General features: G+C 66.2%; 16 protein-coding genes. 12 read left to right on the forward strand and 4 right to left on the reverse strand.

Annotation, left to right across the window (positions count from 1 at the left end):
• Nucleotides 1-48: 48 nt before the first annotated feature.
• Nucleotides 49-3,213: an autotransporter outer membrane beta-barrel domain-containing protein gene (locus C4B30_RS06100; RefSeq protein WP_234015396.1), complete on the reverse strand. Its 3,165-nt coding sequence runs from the start codon at nt 3,211-3,213 to the stop codon at nt 49-51.
• On the opposite strand from C4B30_RS06100, the gene C4B30_RS35805 reads away from it, so the two are divergent.
• Together C4B30_RS35805 and C4B30_RS35180 are read left to right on the forward strand one after the other, a co-directional pair.
• The gene (locus C4B30_RS35805) at nt 3,203-3,433 is read left to right on the forward strand and encodes a hypothetical protein (protein ID WP_234015397.1); all 231 of its coding nucleotides are present in this window, start codon (nt 3,203-3,205) and stop codon (nt 3,431-3,433) included. The two genes, C4B30_RS06100 and C4B30_RS35805, sit on opposite strands and share 11 nt — an antisense overlap.
• Before the next feature lie 97 nt (nt 3,434-3,530).
• On the forward strand, nt 3,531-3,788 hold the full coding sequence (locus C4B30_RS35180) for a hypothetical protein (RefSeq protein WP_158683391.1): 258 nt from the start codon (nt 3,531-3,533) through the stop codon (nt 3,786-3,788).
• Between the two features lie 33 nt (nt 3,789-3,821).
• Here C4B30_RS35180 and C4B30_RS06105 read toward each other — a convergent pair whose 3' ends face one another.
• Nucleotides 3,822-4,916 (reverse strand): M23 family metallopeptidase, encoded by a 1,095-nt coding sequence (locus C4B30_RS06105; protein ID WP_234015398.1) that lies wholly within the window; start codon nt 4,914-4,916, stop codon nt 3,822-3,824.
• Between C4B30_RS06105 and C4B30_RS35810 the strand changes: the two genes are divergently transcribed.
• The 3 genes from C4B30_RS35810 (at nt 4,911) to C4B30_RS06115 (ending at nt 7,081) form a co-directional block, all read left to right on the forward strand.
• Nucleotides 4,911-5,156, forward strand: coding sequence for a hypothetical protein (locus C4B30_RS35810; protein ID WP_234015399.1), 246 nt, complete (start codon nt 4,911-4,913; stop codon nt 5,154-5,156). The genes C4B30_RS06105 and C4B30_RS35810 overlap by 6 nt on opposite strands.
• Nucleotides 5,157-5,493: 337 nt before the next feature.
• Nucleotides 5,494-6,363 carry a mechanosensitive ion channel family protein gene (locus tag C4B30_RS06110; RefSeq protein ID WP_089501004.1) on the forward strand — a complete coding sequence of 290 codons (870 nt, stop codon included), beginning with the start codon at nt 5,494-5,496 and terminating at the stop codon, nt 6,361-6,363.
• 295 nt (nt 6,364-6,658) lie between these two features.
• On the forward strand, nt 6,659-7,081 hold the full coding sequence (locus C4B30_RS06115; RefSeq protein ID WP_105132050.1) for an NUDIX hydrolase: 423 nt from the start codon (nt 6,659-6,661) through the stop codon (nt 7,079-7,081).
• A 44-nt stretch (nt 7,082-7,125) separates the two neighbouring features.
• Here C4B30_RS06115 and C4B30_RS06120 read toward each other — a convergent pair whose 3' ends face one another.
• Together C4B30_RS06120 and C4B30_RS06125 are read right to left on the reverse strand one after the other, a co-directional pair.
• A complete protein-coding gene (locus C4B30_RS06120; protein ID WP_105132051.1) occupies nt 7,126-8,268 on the reverse strand; it encodes a branched-chain amino acid ABC transporter substrate-binding protein in 1,143 nt (380 codons plus the stop codon).
• A 70-nt stretch (nt 8,269-8,338) separates the two neighbouring features.
• Nucleotides 8,339-9,376, reverse strand: a complete 1,038-nt coding sequence (locus C4B30_RS06125; RefSeq protein WP_105132052.1) for a histone deacetylase family protein — start codon at nt 9,374-9,376, stop codon at nt 8,339-8,341.
• A gap of 127 nt (nt 9,377-9,503) precedes the next feature.
• Between C4B30_RS06125 and C4B30_RS06130 the strand changes: the two genes are divergently transcribed.
• From C4B30_RS06130 to dbpA, 7 genes are all read left to right on the forward strand, one after another.
• On the forward strand, nt 9,504-9,992 hold the full coding sequence (locus C4B30_RS06130; protein ID WP_027781944.1) for an Lrp/AsnC family transcriptional regulator: 489 nt from the start codon (nt 9,504-9,506) through the stop codon (nt 9,990-9,992).
• A 69-nt stretch (nt 9,993-10,061) separates the two neighbouring features.
• A complete protein-coding gene (locus C4B30_RS06135; protein ID WP_105132152.1) occupies nt 10,062-10,349 on the forward strand; it encodes a hypothetical protein in 288 nt (95 codons plus the stop codon).
• 229 nt (nt 10,350-10,578) lie between these two features.
• Nucleotides 10,579-10,806, forward strand: coding sequence for a hypothetical protein (locus tag C4B30_RS06140; protein ID WP_027813869.1), 228 nt, complete (start codon nt 10,579-10,581; stop codon nt 10,804-10,806).
• Nucleotides 10,803-11,237 carry a TA system VapC family ribonuclease toxin gene (locus C4B30_RS06145; protein WP_199779051.1) on the forward strand — a complete coding sequence of 145 codons (435 nt, stop codon included), beginning with the start codon at nt 10,803-10,805 and terminating at the stop codon, nt 11,235-11,237. The genes C4B30_RS06140 and C4B30_RS06145 overlap by 4 nt, the downstream gene beginning before the upstream one ends.
• 714 nt (nt 11,238-11,951) lie before the next feature.
• Nucleotides 11,952-13,637 carry a malate dehydrogenase (quinone) gene (gene mqo, locus C4B30_RS06150; RefSeq protein ID WP_199779052.1) on the forward strand — a complete coding sequence of 562 codons (1,686 nt, stop codon included), beginning with the start codon at nt 11,952-11,954 and terminating at the stop codon, nt 13,635-13,637.
• Between the two features lie 442 nt (nt 13,638-14,079).
• Complete coding sequence (locus C4B30_RS06155) at nt 14,080-14,277, forward strand: hypothetical protein (protein ID WP_027781939.1); 198 nt, start codon at nt 14,080-14,082, stop codon at nt 14,275-14,277.
• Entirely contained in the window at nt 14,274-15,671 is a 1,398-nt protein-coding gene (gene dbpA / locus C4B30_RS06160) for an ATP-dependent RNA helicase DbpA (protein WP_027781938.1), read from the forward strand. The genes C4B30_RS06155 and dbpA overlap by 4 nt, the downstream gene beginning before the upstream one ends.
• Nucleotides 15,672-15,681: the final 10 nt, after the last annotated feature.

Here is a 15,681-nt window from a genome sequence, read left to right on the forward strand (position 1 = left end):
CGACGCGCGCGACGGCCGCTCGATCGACGCATCATCACCCGATCGAAATCACCACGCCCACCGCACGCCCGCATTCCCGGTAATCGTGCGTTGATGCTCGCCGCCGAGATTCGTCAGGTAGCTGAGCGTCGCATACACGCTGCCGCGCTTCGTCAGTTGCGCCACCAACCCCGCGCCGATCTGCCCGGCCGTCTGCCCAACCTGCGTGCCGATCGTCGTCGTGCCGCCGAACGTCGTCTTGTCGTCGGCGCCGAACGAGCGCAACACGTTCACGCGCAAGTACGGCTTCCAGCTCACGCCGTTCGCATCGAACGCCCATTGCAGCCGCGCGCCGAGCCGGCCGAGGAACGTGTTGCCGTTGTTCCACATCACGCTCGACACGCCATCGTTGAGGTGATCGAGCGACAGCCATTGCCACACGAGCTGCGCCTGCGGCTCGAGCGTCAGACCGTAGCCCAGCGCGACCGGGAAGCCCGCCTCGACCGAACCCGTGAACGCGTTGCCGTTCGTCGAGCCGTTCACGTTGTCGTTCGAATGCGTGCGAACGGTCAGCGCGCTGCCCATCAGCACCGCATCCGTGTACCAGCCGCCCGGGCCGATATGCGTCCAGTAGCCGCCGAGGTTGTACGCATTGACCTGCAGCGTGCCGACGCCCAGGTCCTGCTGCGCGAGTGCGAAACCGTTCACGTCGCCCACCGCGCGCGAGAAGCCGAGGAAGAAACCGTAGTGATTGCGGTGTCCGCTCGGGCTGGTGTCCGCATACAGATCCTGGCCGACCTGCATCCCCCACACCGTGCCATCGAACGACGGCGTCACGTCGCCCTTCTGCTTGATATTGCTGTTGCCGCCCCACACGCGCGCCCACGACGCGGGCATCGGGCCGTTCTCGCTCAACAGGCCCTGTTCGCCCTGACGGTCATGGAACGTGTCGATCTGCAGCAGGCCGAGCTGGCGCGCGACGGCCGGCGCTTCCGCATACAGCGGCACTTCGGGGCGGTAGACGGATTCGGACGCGCCGCCCGTCCCGGCATTGTCGACGGCTTCGACGATCGACTCCGGCGTGCCTTCGGCCGGCGTGATCGGCGACTGGGGCGGCGGCGTCGGTTGTCCCGGCTGGACGACCGGCGGCACCGGCTTCGGCGGCACCGTGTTGCGCAGATACCAGCTTTCGCCGGTGCCGTTCGCCGCGCCGCCCTTCGCGAGAAAGTACGAATATGCGCCGGCGCTCACCGTGCCGCCCGACAGCGAGAATGCACCGGCACTGGTCGTCCCACCGTTGGTCGCCTGCACGACCTGGATGCCATCGGCCGCCGTTTGCGCGCCGGCGCCGCCGACGTTCGTCACCTTCAGCGTGCTCGCACCGCTCGCCGCGCCGCCGCTGACGATCAGCTTGTCGGAAGGTGCGCCGTCGCCGGCGAGCGTCGTGTTCAATGCGATCGTCGCGTTCTGGCCGACGTAGTTGCCGACCACTGTCAGCGTGTTGCCCACGCCGCTGCCGCCGAGCTGCACGAGCCCCGCGTTCGTCAGGTTGCCGCTGATCCGGAAGTTGCCGGTAGCGCCACCGGCGAGGCTCGCGAGCGCATTCGCGACCGAGATCGTGCCGTTGTTCGTCACGTTGCCCGTCACGCTGCCGTAGCCGCCGAGCGTCGCGCCCGATGCAATTGAAACGGGGCCGCCGCCACTCAACGCGGCCGACGCGCTCGTGCCGTCGCCGACGATCACGGTGCCCGCGTTCACGTTCGTGCCGCCCGCGTAGCTGTTCGCGCCATTCAGCGTCAGTGTGCCGCTGCCGAACTTCGTCAGCGAACCCGCACCCGTGATCCCTTGCGTCAACGTCGAGTTGAAACCCTGCGTATCGATCGTGCCGTTGTTCGACGTGATCGACACCGCGCGGCCCGCTGCGACGTTGAATGCGCTGCCGAGCTGCAGCGTGCCGCCGTTGAACGTCAGGCTTCCTGACGAAGCACCGAGCGCATTATCGGCCGCGATCGACAGCGTGCCCTGCGTGATCATCGTGCCGCCCGAATACGTATTGCCGCCGGCCGCCGTTGGCGCGACCGTCAGCATGCCCGCGCCGGTTTTCTCCACCGCGCCCGAGCCGCCGATCGTGCCCGTGTACGTGCCGGCGCTGTCCTGCTGGAAGCGCACGAGCCCGTTGTCGGTCACGGAAAGCGGCAGGTTCGACGCATTCGCCTGCAGCGTCGCGCCCGCGTTCACGGTCGCGACGACCGAAGCCGTCGTCGTGCCGAGCGTGCCCGTGAGGTTCAGCGTGCCGCTCTGCACCAGCGCGGTCGAGAACGTACCGGTGCCGGCCCAGGTCCAGTCGGTGCCGGCCATCGTCAGGCTCTGGAAGTTCGTGAACGCATTCGACGCGGTGCCCGTGCCCTGCAGCGTCACGGTGTTGGTGCCCGCGCCACCGTTGGCCGTGCCGACGATCTGCGAGCCAGTCTGCAGGATCAGCGTCACGTTGCCGCTGCCGCCCTGGATCGCGGTGCCGCCGCCGCCCTGGATCAGCCCCGCGTTGGTGATCGTCGTCGCGCCGTTGGTCGAGCGCACGCCGATCCCGTTGTTGCTGATGATCCTGCCGCCGGCCTGGTTCGTGATCGTCGCGGTAAACGAACTGCCGAGCGTGTTCGACACGACCGCATCGACGCTGCCGCCGCTCGTCGCCGTGCCGGTCGTCTGGATCGTGCCGCTGTTGACCAGCGTGTCGTTGTTGCCCTGCATGTACACGGCCGGCGCATCGCGGCCGTTCGACGTCAGCGTGCCGCTGTTGGTGATCGTGCCATTGCCGCCGAGCAACGACGCCGCGCGCGCGTTGTTGCCGGACGTCGTCACGGTGCCGGTGTTGACGATCCGGTTGCCCGACGCGCCGGGATTGCTCTGCCCCCACGCGGCCGTCATCCCGTATGAATTGTTGCCGGTGGTCGTGATCGTGCCGTTGTTGACGAGCGTATTGTTGTTGCCGTTCGCGGCCATCCCATCGTTGTAGGTGCCGGTCGTCGAAATCACGCCGGTGGCGGCATTGGTGAGCGTATTGCCGTTGTTCACGCCGAGCAGCACCGCGCCTCGGTTCGCGACGCCCGTGCCGTTGCCGGACATCGACAGGTTGCCGTTGTTGGTGATCGCGCTCGACGTGTCGACGGAGAACGGCGTCGGCGTGGACGTCAGCACATAGCTGCCGGTCGCGGTCGAATCGAGATTGATCGTCACGTTGGTGCTGCCGGCCGCGGCCACGACCGACGGCGCACTGGCGCCGGAACACGTGACCGTCGTGCCGCTGCCCGGCGCGGTGGCCGAGCATGCCGCATGGGCGCCCATCGGCATCGCGCCGCTCAGGATCGCCATCCCACCCAAACCCAGGTTCCGCGCCTTTCTTTTCATTTTCCGCCCGCCTTTATTGGTGACGTTATTGCAGCAAACCGGTGTGTGAAACGGGTTATATCACCTGACATGAAATAATCGCAAGATCCGATCGCGTGATATCGGCAATCAGTGCTGGGTTAATTTCGCATTGGGAAATAACGGGAATGGCTGCGCTGTTGCGTTGCGGAAAGCCCTGCGCGATAGGCGTGGCGGGAAAGCGGGAAGGAAAACCGGGTGAATTTTCCGATTTTCCCGGGAGCCTCGAAAGCGGCGAAGAATGCGAAGCGAATGAGCCGGAAAAAATTGACGTTATTCGACGATCGATTAACCGTGCAATGGCTTCACGTCATTCGCTCATGTTGCTCCGCACGATGAGCAGCAATTCGCAAGCCGGTGTACGCGTCGATGCGCACAGGCCATGATGCCGGCCGCCGTGGCCGGCATCCGGTCAGCTGTCAACCGGCATCCGATGCGACGGGCGTCGACATCGCGACCGGCAGCGACCACGCCGCCGAGGCCAGGCGCGTACGCGCATCGAGGGCCACGCGGTTGAACGCGACACGCCGTTCACCCTTCAGCGTCGCCGCTTTGGTCGCCTGCACCAGTGCGATCGGATCGACGAGACGGGCATGCCGCCGGACTTCGAAATGCAGATGCGGGCCCGTCGCCGTCCCTGTACTGCCGACGGCGCCCACGCGCTGGCCGCGAACGACGCGCGCACCGGTTCGCAGCGTCGGCTCGAACGCCGACAGGTGCGCGTAGTACGACGCGTAACCGCCGTCGTGACGAATCACCACATACTTGCCGTAGCCGCGCGGCTCGGTGCCGATGAACGACACGACGCCGTTCTCCGATGCGTGAACGGCGCGCCCGGCCGGCGCGGCAAGATCGACGCCGGAATGCACGTGACGCGCGCCGCTTACCGGATGCACGCGCGCGCCGAAATGCGAGCTGATCCGCGTCGCGTTGACCGGCATCGCGAACCGGGAACCGGCAAGCGGCACGCCGTCGAGGTCGTAGTAGGCGCCCGGCGTGCCTGCATCGGGCGCGAACCACACACCCGCGACATGTTGGCCTCGAAAGCGGATCTCGAGCGCCGTCACGCGCACGCCGCTCGGCAGCGTCTCGGTATGGTCGAGTTCGTATGCCACGCGGAAGGTATCGCCGATCGCGCCGCGCTGCGTCGGATCGATGCGCCCGGCCAGCATGCGGGTGATCTGCGCCGCGACGCCGGCCGGCAAGTCGGCGCGCGCCAGCGACGCTCGCAGGCTGCCGGTAATCGCACCGGTGCGCGTGCCGCGATCCGGCTGCGCGAACACGAACGGCTCGGCGGATGCCAGACCGACGGCGCCCCGTTCGAACGCCGGCTGCGCGCCCACCGCGGGCAACGGCGATGCGATGCCGTAGGCGAACCGCGTGGCGTAGCCACGTTCGATCGCGCCGCGCGCCGCGTCGCACAGCACGCTGTAAGCCACGCACGCGCCGAAGCGCGCGGCAGCGCCGCCATGATCGACGCCCGCCGGTACGTGCGACGCGGACGCTGCATGCAAGCCGCCCCACGTCGTCCGGGCGGAACTGAAAAAAGGCACGTCGACAAGGTCGGTCGTTTCCGCCGTCACCGGCGCGAACGGCGCGGCGTCGTCAAACGCCTGCGCTGTCGCACCCGGTGCGCCGGCCACACAGGCCGCCGCGACGACGCCGCGCAGCAGCGCGCGGCGAATCGCAAAACAGTGAACGCCGCGTTGCGCGGGTCGACCTTGTTCGCGTGCGAGACGGAAACGCAGGTCTAACCGCATGACGTCGTCACTCGCTGTCTATCAATGAAAAATCGGGAAAGAGCCAGGTATCGCGGAGGGACTATCGTCGCGATCCGGCAACGTGAAGGCGAGTGTATCGGCACGCTTGAAACGGCTAAATAGGACCAATCCTATTTGTTGGAAAAGCCCATTCGTACGAGAACGAAATCGCAATTTCGCCGTCCGACAGCATGTCGCTCCGCCCCAAACGCTCGCGCGAAACATCGTGCGCCGTGTACAGTCGAGGGCTGCCCGCGCTCGCGCGCAGCCTGCCCGAATGCGGCCGCCGCCCGACGCGTCGCGCACTGTGTCTTCAAACCGGAATCCCGTCATGTTTCTCGATCATCTTCATCCGGAACGCTGGACGTTCCTGTGGAACGCGTTGTCCACCCTCTCCATTAAGCTGTGCGCCGGCCTGGCGCTGCTCGTCGCCGGTTGGTGGCTGTCGAAACGCATCGGCAACTGGCTGAACCGGCTGCTCTCGAACAAGGAGCGCGTCGACGACACGCTGCGGCCGATCCTCTGCGACGTCGCGGTGTGGGGTATCCGCATCGTCGCGATCGTCGGCGCGCTGTCGCAGCTCGGCATCGAAACCGCGAGCATCGTCGCGGTGCTCGGCGCAGCCGGCCTCGCGATCGGGCTCGCGCTGCAAGGCACGATGCAGAACATCGCGGCCGGCATCATGCTTCTGCTGCTGCGGCCGTTCAAGGTCGGCGACTACATCGACGGCGGCACGGGCGTCGCGGGCACCGTCGACGAGGTCGGCCTCTTCATGACACGCCTCACGAAGCCGGACGGCATCTGCGAGTACGTGCCGAACAGCGCGCTGTGGGGCAGCTCGATCCGCAACTACACGCGCAACCCGACACGCCGCCTCGATCTCGAGGTCGAGGTGTCCGTGCATGACGACATCGATCGCGCGCTCGCCGCGCTGCACGCGCTGGCCGTGGCCGATCCCGACGTGCTTCAGGATCCAGAGCCGGACGTGATGGTGATGCGCTTCGACGACAGCACGGCCGTCGCGAACCTGCGCGTGTGGACGCATACCGACAAGTTCTGGGCGATGCGCTGGCGCCTCGCGCGCCAGGTGCGCAAGGCGCTCGCCGATGCGGATTGCGCGCTGCCGATCCGCACGCGGGAGCTGCACATCGTGCACGATGCGGAGCGCCGCGCGGACAGCATGCGCGCACGACAGATGTAACCGACGCGGCGGCGAGCGCGCCCGGATCGCGCTGCCGCCATCACGATCACGGCGCCGATTACCGCGTCGCGGCATGCAATCGCTCCGCTTCGATTCGATTTTCCGCCCGGCCCGCGTTCGAATCAGACCCGTCTGATTCACTGCGCGGCATCCTCTCGCGACAATGGCCGTGCTGGACGAAACGGTCATCTCCTCCGGCAAGCAGTAGCGAATCTCTCCGTTCCTTGCCGCCCTTCGCGGGCGGCTTTTTTTTGCCTGCCGATTCGATGCGCGGGCATGCAATCAGGAAACCTCAATGAAAGAACGCGCCACCGTCCTTTGCCGACGCGGCGACCGGATCCTTCTGGTCGCCCGGTTGAATGCCCGCTGGGCGCTGCCCGGCGGCAAGCCGCAGTGCGGCGAATCGCTGCGCGGCGCCGCGCGCCGCGAGCTGCTGGAAGAAACCGGGCTTGCCTGCGGCCACGCCCGCTATCTGTTCCGGATCGCAGGCACGCACAAGCTGCATCACGTGTTTCTCGCCGAGATCGATGCGGATGCAACCGCACGTCCGGCGAACGAGATCGCGCATTGCGCGTGGATCGACCGTGAATCGCTCGGGTCGCTGCATTGCAGCCAGCCGACGCCGCTCATCGTCGAACTCGCGTTCGACTGGCTGCGGCAGCCCCGCCTTGTGCCAGGCGTGATCGGCCACGACATGTTCGCCGATATCGCGGCCTGAGATCTTCGCCTGCGCCTGGCGCGCGATCCCGGGCCGCCCACGCGTTACATCCTGACGATATCGAGCAGTGCCTTCTTGCCGCTCTTGTACGTGAACACCGAGATCGCGCCGTGCTTCAGGTCGCCCTGCGGCGTGAAGCTGGTTTCGCCGATCACGCCGCGATAGTCGGTTGTCGGAATCGCGGCCAACACCTTCGCCGGATCCGTCGAATTCGCACGCTTCATCGCGTCGACGATGATGTACACCGCATCGTACGAGAACGGCGCATACACCTGCATCGGCTGGTGGTAACGCGCCTCGTAGCGCTTCACGAACGCCGCGCCGCCCGGCATTTTCTCGAGCGCGATGCCGGCCTCGGAACACACGACGTTGTCCGACGCCGGCCCGGCAAGCTTCGGCAGGTCGGTCGAGCACACGCCGTCGCCGGCGAGGATCTTCGCGCGCATGCCGAGCTGGCGCGCCTGCTTCGCGAGCGGGCCGCCCGTCGCGTCCATCCCGCCGTACATGATCGCGTCGGGGTTCGCGCCCTTGATCTTCGTGAGGATCGCGCGGAAGTCGATCGCCTTGTCGTTCGTCGCGTCGCGCGACACGACCTTCATCCCGGCCGCCTTCGCCGCCTTCTCGAATTCGGTCGCGAGGCCCTGCCCGTACGCGGTCGAATCGTCGACCACGGCGACCGTCCTGATCCCCATGTTCTTTGCCGCGTACATCGCGAGTGCCGGCCCCTGCTGCGCGTCGGTCGCGACGACGCGATAGGTCGTCTTGAAGCCCTGCTGCGTGTACGTCGGGTTAGTCGCGGCCTGCGAAATCTGCACGATGCCGCCGTCGCGATAGACGCGCGACGCCGGAATCGACGTACCCGAGTTGTGATGGCCGACGACGCCGACCACCTTGTCGTCGACCAGCCGCTGCGCGACCTGCGTCGCGGTGCGCGGGTCGCCCGCATCGTCCTGCGCGTCGAGCTGCAGCCTGACCTTCTTGCCGCCGATCACGAGCCCCTTCGCATTGATTTCGTCGATGGCGAGCCGCGCGCCGTTCTCGCTGTCCTTGCCGAGATGCGCGATCGCGCCGGTCAGCGGCGCGACGTGCCCGATGCGCACGACGTCGTCCGCATGCGCGGACCATGCAGGCAGCGCGCACGTCAGCGCAACCGCGGTGGCGAATACCGTCTTGTGATGCCGATTCATGCCTGTCTCCTTCCTTGTCGCGCTTCGTTCGTGTTCGGATCCGTCGTTCGTCGAAGGTCATGCCGCGCGCTTACGCACGCCCTTCGAATCCCAGCAATACGTTCACTGCGTTGATGCCGATCTCGTCGACCATGTAGCCGCCTTCCATCACGAACAGCGTCGGCAGGTTCAGGCGCGCGAGCGCCTCGCCGATCCGCAGGTAGTCGGGCGAGCGCAGCTTGAAATGGCTGATCGGGTCGTGCTCGAACGTGTCGACGCCGAGCGACACGACCAGCAGGTCCGGTGCGTGCTTCGCAATTGCCGCCGCGGCCTGATCGAGCGCCGCCGAGTAGGTGTCCCACTGCGTGCCCTTCGGCAGCGGCAGATTCAGGTTGAAGCCTGCGCCAGCGCCCGCGCCGCGCTCGTCCGCATAGCCGGAGAAGTACGGATACGACACCGGCGGTTCGCCATGCAGCGATGCGAACAGCACGTCCGACCGCTCGTAGAAGATGTCCTGCGTGCCGTTGCCGTGGTGGAAATCGACGTCGAGCACCGCGACGCGCGCCGCGCCGCTCGCGATACCGTGTTGCGCGGCGATCGCCGCGTTGTTCAGGTAGCAGTAGCCGCCCATGTACTCACGGCCCGCGTGGTGGCCGGGCGGGCGGCAGAGCGCGAACGCGGCGCGTGCGCCGCCGCGCGACAGCAGGTCGGCGCCGGTCAGCGCCGAATTCGCGCCCGCGCTCACCGCATCCCACGTGCCGGCGTTGATCGGCGCCCCGGCGTCCATCGCGAAGAAGCCGAGCTTGCCGTCGATGAAGCCGGGCAGCGTCGCGGCCGCCGGCATCGCGCGCACCGGCCACACGAGCGGCAACGCCTGACAGGTGCGGCCGGTCGCGGTCCATTCGTCCCATGCGCCGGCGAGAAAATCGACGTAGCGCGCGCTGTGTGCGCCAACGTAGCTGGCGCGGTCGAACGCGCGCGGCGCGATCACGTCGCCGAGGCCGGCCGCGCGGACCTGCGCGAGCACCGTTTCGGCGCGAAGAGGGTTTTCGAACGACTCGGTGATCGCGCCGTCCTTCAGTTCGACGCCGCGATGCAGGTGGTGATCGCTGCTGTAGACCGTGAGCATGATTGACCGTTGCAGGGATGACTGGAAAGGGGATGGCAACAGTCTATTGAGGCCGGTCGGCAATAACTTTGCTTTTCACTTCCGCGTTCCGTACAATTTTGAGAAAACAGTCTACGGAACGAAGAATATGAGCAAAAATCGCGCTTCAGTTGAACTGGACGGCGTCGACCGCGCGATGCTCCGCCTGTTGCAGGAAGATGGCGCGCTGTCGAACGCCACGCTCGGCGAAAAGCTGTCGCTGAGCGTCACGCCGTGCTGGCGCCGCCGCAAGCGGCTCGAGGACGAACGCGTGATCACCGGCTACCAGGCGAATCTCGACCGGCGCGCGCTCGGGATGAACGTGTTCGCGTTCGTGCAGGTGACGTTCAACATGCATTCGGACCAGGATTCGGATCACTTCGAGGACGTGATGCGGCGTCACGACGAAGTGACGTCGTGCCACAAGATCACCGGCGCGGCCGATTACATCCTGCAGGTCGTCGCGGCCGATCTCGACGCGTATGCGGAATTCGTCGAGCGCGTGCTGAGGAAGCAGGCGGGCGTGTCGTCGATCCAGTCGAGCCTCGCGTTGCGCGAGGTGAAGTTCTCGTCGCGCGTGCCGGTGCCCAACGCGTGACCGTTCATGCTTTCAAGCGCCCGTGCGCGGGCATCCGCTGTCGATCGTCATCCCATGGAGCGCTACCTGATGAAACGTTGCCTTCCTTCCGCGTCGCTTGCCGCCGCGCTTGCATGCGCATTCGCATTGAGTGCCTGTGCGGCGCCATCCTCTGCGCCGGCCGATGCGTCGGCGCCTGTCGCACCGCCACGCGTCGGGGGCGATCGCGACGCGCATGGCTGCATCGGCTCGGCCGGCTACGCATGGTGCGAACAGACGCAACAATGCGAGCGTCCGTGGGAGCTCGCGAAGGCGCACGGCTTCGCGAATTCGGCGCAGGCTTATGAGCAGTTCTGCCGGAACGGTTCGTCGAAGTGATGCGATCGGGGCAGTCCGTAGATCAGCGCGCCAACGGAACGCACAGTTATTTTTATAAAAATCAATAACTTGAATGAAAATCCCAGGCAAATCTCCGGTAAATCGAAGGCCTTGCTAGACCTTTTGCCTCTTTGATTCTTGATGCTTGATGCTTGATGCTTGATGCTTGATGCTTGATGCTTGATGCGATTGTAGTAAAATGGGTGATGTTTGATGGGAGAACCACCTCATGCGTACCACAATCGACATCGATGACGACGTCCTCGCATTCGCCCGAGAACGTGCAAGGCCGGGTACGAGTATCGGTAAGGTCATTTCCGAACTCGCTCGCACGGCATTGCAGCGACCGACGACCAACCAGACGAGCCGCAACGGGTTGCCGCTGATGCCGGTCTCGTCGTCGGCCCAACCGGTCACGCTCGATACTGTTAATCAACTTCGTGACGATTCGCTTTGATCACCTACCTTCTCGACGTCAATGTTCTTATTGCATTGCTGGACCCTGCGCACGTTCAGCACGAATCCGCGCACGCATGGTTCGGTCGCGTCGGATACGCTGGCTGGGCCACATGCCCTCTGACCGAGAACGGCGTCCTTCGGATAATCGGTAATCCGAAATACCCGAATACGATGGGTTCCCCGGTATCCGTTGCGCCGCTCGTCGCGCAACTGCGGGGCCACGCAGGGCACACTTTCTGGCCGGACGATGTGAGCTTGCTCGACGCAGAACACGTCGATGCCACTCGCTTGTTGTCCTCTGCGCACCTGACCGACACGTATCTGCTCGCGCTCGCTCGCGCGCACAACGGCAAGCTCGCGAGCTTCGATCGGCGACTCGTAGTCGACGCTGTGCCGAACGGCGGAAAGCACCTCGAATTGATTTCTTGAGCGTCAATCGACGGAGAACCGAGGCCGCAACGCTTGTCACGTTTCGTTCGGCCGTTCTGACTCGTTTCCGAGCGAAGCCGCGCGGGCGAGATGGGAGGCGACGGCACGCCAACCGCCCCCTCGTGGAACCGGCACTCGCCACAGCCAGTAATTTGCGCAAAGATGGATTCGGCCAACTCTCCATCGTAGCCGTGCGCGAGTAGGTCACGATACGGCTCGAATCCGCCTCTTGCGCTTTCCCTTCAGCCATCGCGCGGCGCAGCCCGGTCAGCCTTGCCGGCGAAGCGTTGACGTTGGCCGCACGACGCCCCTGCCCTTCCCCCAGAACCTCGCTTCCCACACCGCCATTCTGGAAACCCGGACGCACAAAAACCCCACGAAAACAGGGATATTCAGCGTCTGCGACACGTTGTCCGAGTTCGGTTATATTACGCGCCCCTTGCCATCCCGCCCCCGCGAAACGCGTCGCACGCGGCCTCTTGCAACGCAGCCTGAAGCGCCGTCCGCTCAGGCTTGCCGCCAAGGCCCGGACGCGTGACGCACCGTCGCGACACAGGCGCTTGCCTGTTCGCGGGAAGCCGATCCGAAGGTGTCCTTCCGAATGGCTTCGCGCGCGCAAATGCAACGGCGCGCAGCGTCGATCCGGAATTCCGGATTCGCGATCCGGATCTCCGGATCCGCGTTTCGGCGCAACGGAACCGCGCGCCGGGCGGCATGGCAAACCGATGCATCCAAGTTGAAGAGGGATCTGCTGTGATCAAAACGTTACGGGTAATACTGTCGGCGCTCGCGCTGTGCGTCGCGACATCGTCCGCGCACGCCGCCGACACGAAGAAGGTCGACGTCCTGCTGGTGGGCGGCGGCATCATGAGCGCGACGCTCGGCGTCTGGCTGCACGAACTCCAGCCCGACTGGTCGATGACGATGGTCGAGCGCCTCGACGGCGTCGCGCTGGAAAGCTCGAACGGCTGGAACAACGCCGGCACCGGCCATTCGGCGCTCGCGGAGCTGAACTACACGCCGGAGAAGGCGGACGGCAAGATCGACATCTCGAAGGCGATCGAGATCAACGAGTCGTTCCAGATCTCGCGCCAGTTCTGGGCGTGGCAGGTGAAACAGGGCGTGCTGAAGAACCCGCACGCGTTCATCAACTCGACGCCGCACATGAGCTTCCTCTGGGGCGACGACAACGTCCGCTTCCTGAAGAAACGCTACGAAGCCCTGCAGGCCAGCCCGCTGTTCCGCGGGATGCAGTATTCGGAAGACTACGACCAGATCAAGCAGTGGGTGCCGCTGATGATGGAAGGCCGCGATCGCAACCAGAAGGTGGCCGCGACGTGGACGCCGATCGGCACCGACGTGAACTTCGGCGAGATCACGCGCCAGTTCGTCGGCTACCTGAAGACGCAACCGAACTTCACGCTGTCGCTGTCGAGCGAAGTGCGCGAGATCACGCGCAACGCCGACGGCACGTGGCACGTGTCGTGGGTCAAGCTGCACTCGGATGAGCCGCCGCAGGCCGTGGACGCGAAATTCGTGTTCATCGGCGCGGGCGGCGGTGCGCTGCGCCTGCTGCAGGCGTCGGGCATCCCCGAAGCGAAGGACTACGGCGCGTTCCCGGTCGGCGGCTCGTTCCTCGTGACCGACAACCCCGAGGTCGTGAAGCAGCATCTCGCGAAGGCGTATGGCAAGGCGTCGGTCGGCTCGCCGCCGATGTCGGTGCCGCACCTCGACACGCGGATCATCGACGGCAAGAAGATCATCCTGTTCGGGCCGTTCGCGACGTTCTCCACCAAGTTCCTGAAGAACGGCTCGTACTTCGACCTCGCGAAGAGCACCAACCTGCACAACGTCGCGCCGATGATGCGTGTGGGCGTCGACGAATTCCCGCTGGTCCAGTACCTCGCCGGCCAGCTGATGCTGTCCGACGACGACCGCTTCAACGCGCTGAAGGAATACTTCCCGAACGCGAAGAAGGAAGACTGGCGCCTGTGGCAGGCCGGCCAGCGCGTGCAGATCATCAAGCGCGACCCGGTCAAGGGCGGCGTGCTGAAGCTCGGCACCGAGATCGTCGCGTCGCAGGACGGCAGCATCGCGGGCCTGCTCGGCGCGTCGCCGGGCGCATCGACCGCCGCGCCGATCATGTTGAACCTGATGAAGAAGGTGTTCAAGGACAAGGTCGCGACGCCCGAGTGGCAGCAGAAGATCCGCCAGATCGTGCCGAGCTACGGCACGAAGCTGAACGACAGCCCGGCGAAGGTCGTCGAGGAATGGACCTACACGAGCAACGTGCTGCAACTCGCGCCGCCGCCGAAGATCGACCTGAGCACGCCGGCCCCGTCCGGCGCCAGTGCCGCGCCGGCCCGCCCGGCGAAGGCGTCGGCCGACATGGCGCTGTAACGCGCCGAACGGCGACACGCAACGCGAACCTGACGCGCGAGCCGTTGCCCGTTCCGGCCCGTTTCGCGTGAAAGCGGACAGCCCCTCGCTCCGAAGAACGGGGAGGCAGTCGGCGATCTGCGGCCATCCGCGAGGATGGCCGTTTTTGCGTCGGCGCCAGGCGGCCCGGCGCGTGCCACCCAGCCGCACGGCCGCGACACCGGGCAAAATCGACCGATTGCGCCGGTTCCGCCGCATCCGGCCCGGCGCGGCGCGCGGTATCCGCTAGAATTGCGGCACGCGCGATCCCGAATCGCCCTCCCGATCCATCATCCGCAGCGTCGCGCCCTTACGCCACCGTCCGCACCGCCCCGCTCCCGCGGGTGCACGCGACCGCCGTGGCCGTGCGGCGCCCGAGCCCGCCCGCCAAGGGCGCACAACCGAATTCAGCTGGAGAAAGACCGTGTTTACCTGCCGAAACCAGAGCTGCGGCTCGCCGTGGGAGACGTCCGACGTCGTCATCAAGGACGAGGGCCAGGGGCTGCTGTTCCGCTGCCCGCTGTGCGGCGCCCGCAACTATCTCGAACGCTTCGAGGACGACGAAGGCAACGTCGTCTACGAGCAGATGGAAGGCCGACCCTACCTCGGAGACGTGTCTTGACCCAACCGACCGCCACGCCGTTCAGCGCGCTGCCGCTGACACCCGCCACGCTCGCCAATCTCGCGCAGCTCGGCTATGTCGACATGACGCCGATCCAGGCCGCCAGCCTGCCGATCGCGCTGGCCGGCCAGGACCTGATCGCGCAGGCGAAGACGGGCAGCGGCAAGACCGCCGCGTTCTCGCTCGCGCTGCTGTCGCGCCTCGATGCGCGCAGCTTCGACGTGCAGGCGATGATCCTGTGCCCGACGCGCGAACTCGCCGACCAGGTCGCGCAGGAAGTGCGCCGCCTCGCGCGCGGCGAGGAAAACGTGAAGGTGCTGACGCTGTGCGGCGGCACGCCGATGCGCCCGCAGGCGCAGAGCCTCGAGCACGGCGCGCACATCGTCGTCGGCACGCCGGGCCGCATCATGGATCACCTCGAACGCGGCAACCTGAAGCTCGACGCGCTGAATACGCTGGTGCTCGACGAAGCCGACCGGATGCTCGACATGGGCTTCTTCGACGACATCGCGAAGGTCGCGCGGATGTGCCCGACGACGCGGCAGACGCTGCTGTTTTCCGCGACCTATCCGGACGGCATCGTGAAGCTGAGCCAGCAGTTCCTGCGCAATCCGAAGGAAATCAAGCTCGCGGAACGCCACGACGACAGCAAGATCCGACAGCGCTTCTATGAAGTGACCGAGGACGAGCGGCTGCATGCGGTCGGCCAGTTGCTGAACCACTACCGGCCGGTGAGCACGATCGCGTTCTGCAACACCAAGCAGCAGTGCCGCGACCTGCTCGACGTGCTGCACGCGCAGGGCTTCCACGCGCTCGCGCTGCACGGCGAGCTCGACCAGCGCGAGCGCGACCAGGTGCTGATCCAGTTCGCGAACCGCAGCTGCTCGGTGCTGGTGGCAACCGACGTCGCCGCGCGCGGGCTCGATATCGCGCAGCTCGAAGCGGTGATCAACGTCGACGTGACGCCCGACCCCGAAGTGCATGTGCACCGCATCGGCCGCACGGGCCGCGCGGATCAGGACGGCTGGGCGCTGAGCCTCGCGAGCATGGACGAGATGGGCCGCGTCGGCGCGATCGAGCAGGCGCAGAAGCGCGAAGTCGAATGGCATCCGCTCGCCGAACTGAAGCCAGCGGACGACAGCGTGCTGCTGCCGCCGATGGAAACGCTGCAGATCCTCGGCGGACGCAAGGACAAGATCCGTCCGGGCGACGTGCTCGGCGCGCTGACCGGCGACGCCGGGTTCGACGGCAAGCAGATCGGCAAGATCAACGTGACCGAGTTCTCGACCTATGTCGCGATCGAGCGCGGCGTCGCGCGCGACGCGCTGCGCAAGCTCAATGCCGGGAAGATCAAGGGCAAGCGGGTCAAGGTCCGGTTGATGGACGAGGAGTGACGCCGGTGCG

Origin of the sequence: Burkholderia sp. BE12, assembly GCF_002959955.1 — a bacterium.
Taxonomy (GTDB): domain Bacteria; phylum Pseudomonadota; class Gammaproteobacteria; order Burkholderiales; family Burkholderiaceae; genus Burkholderia.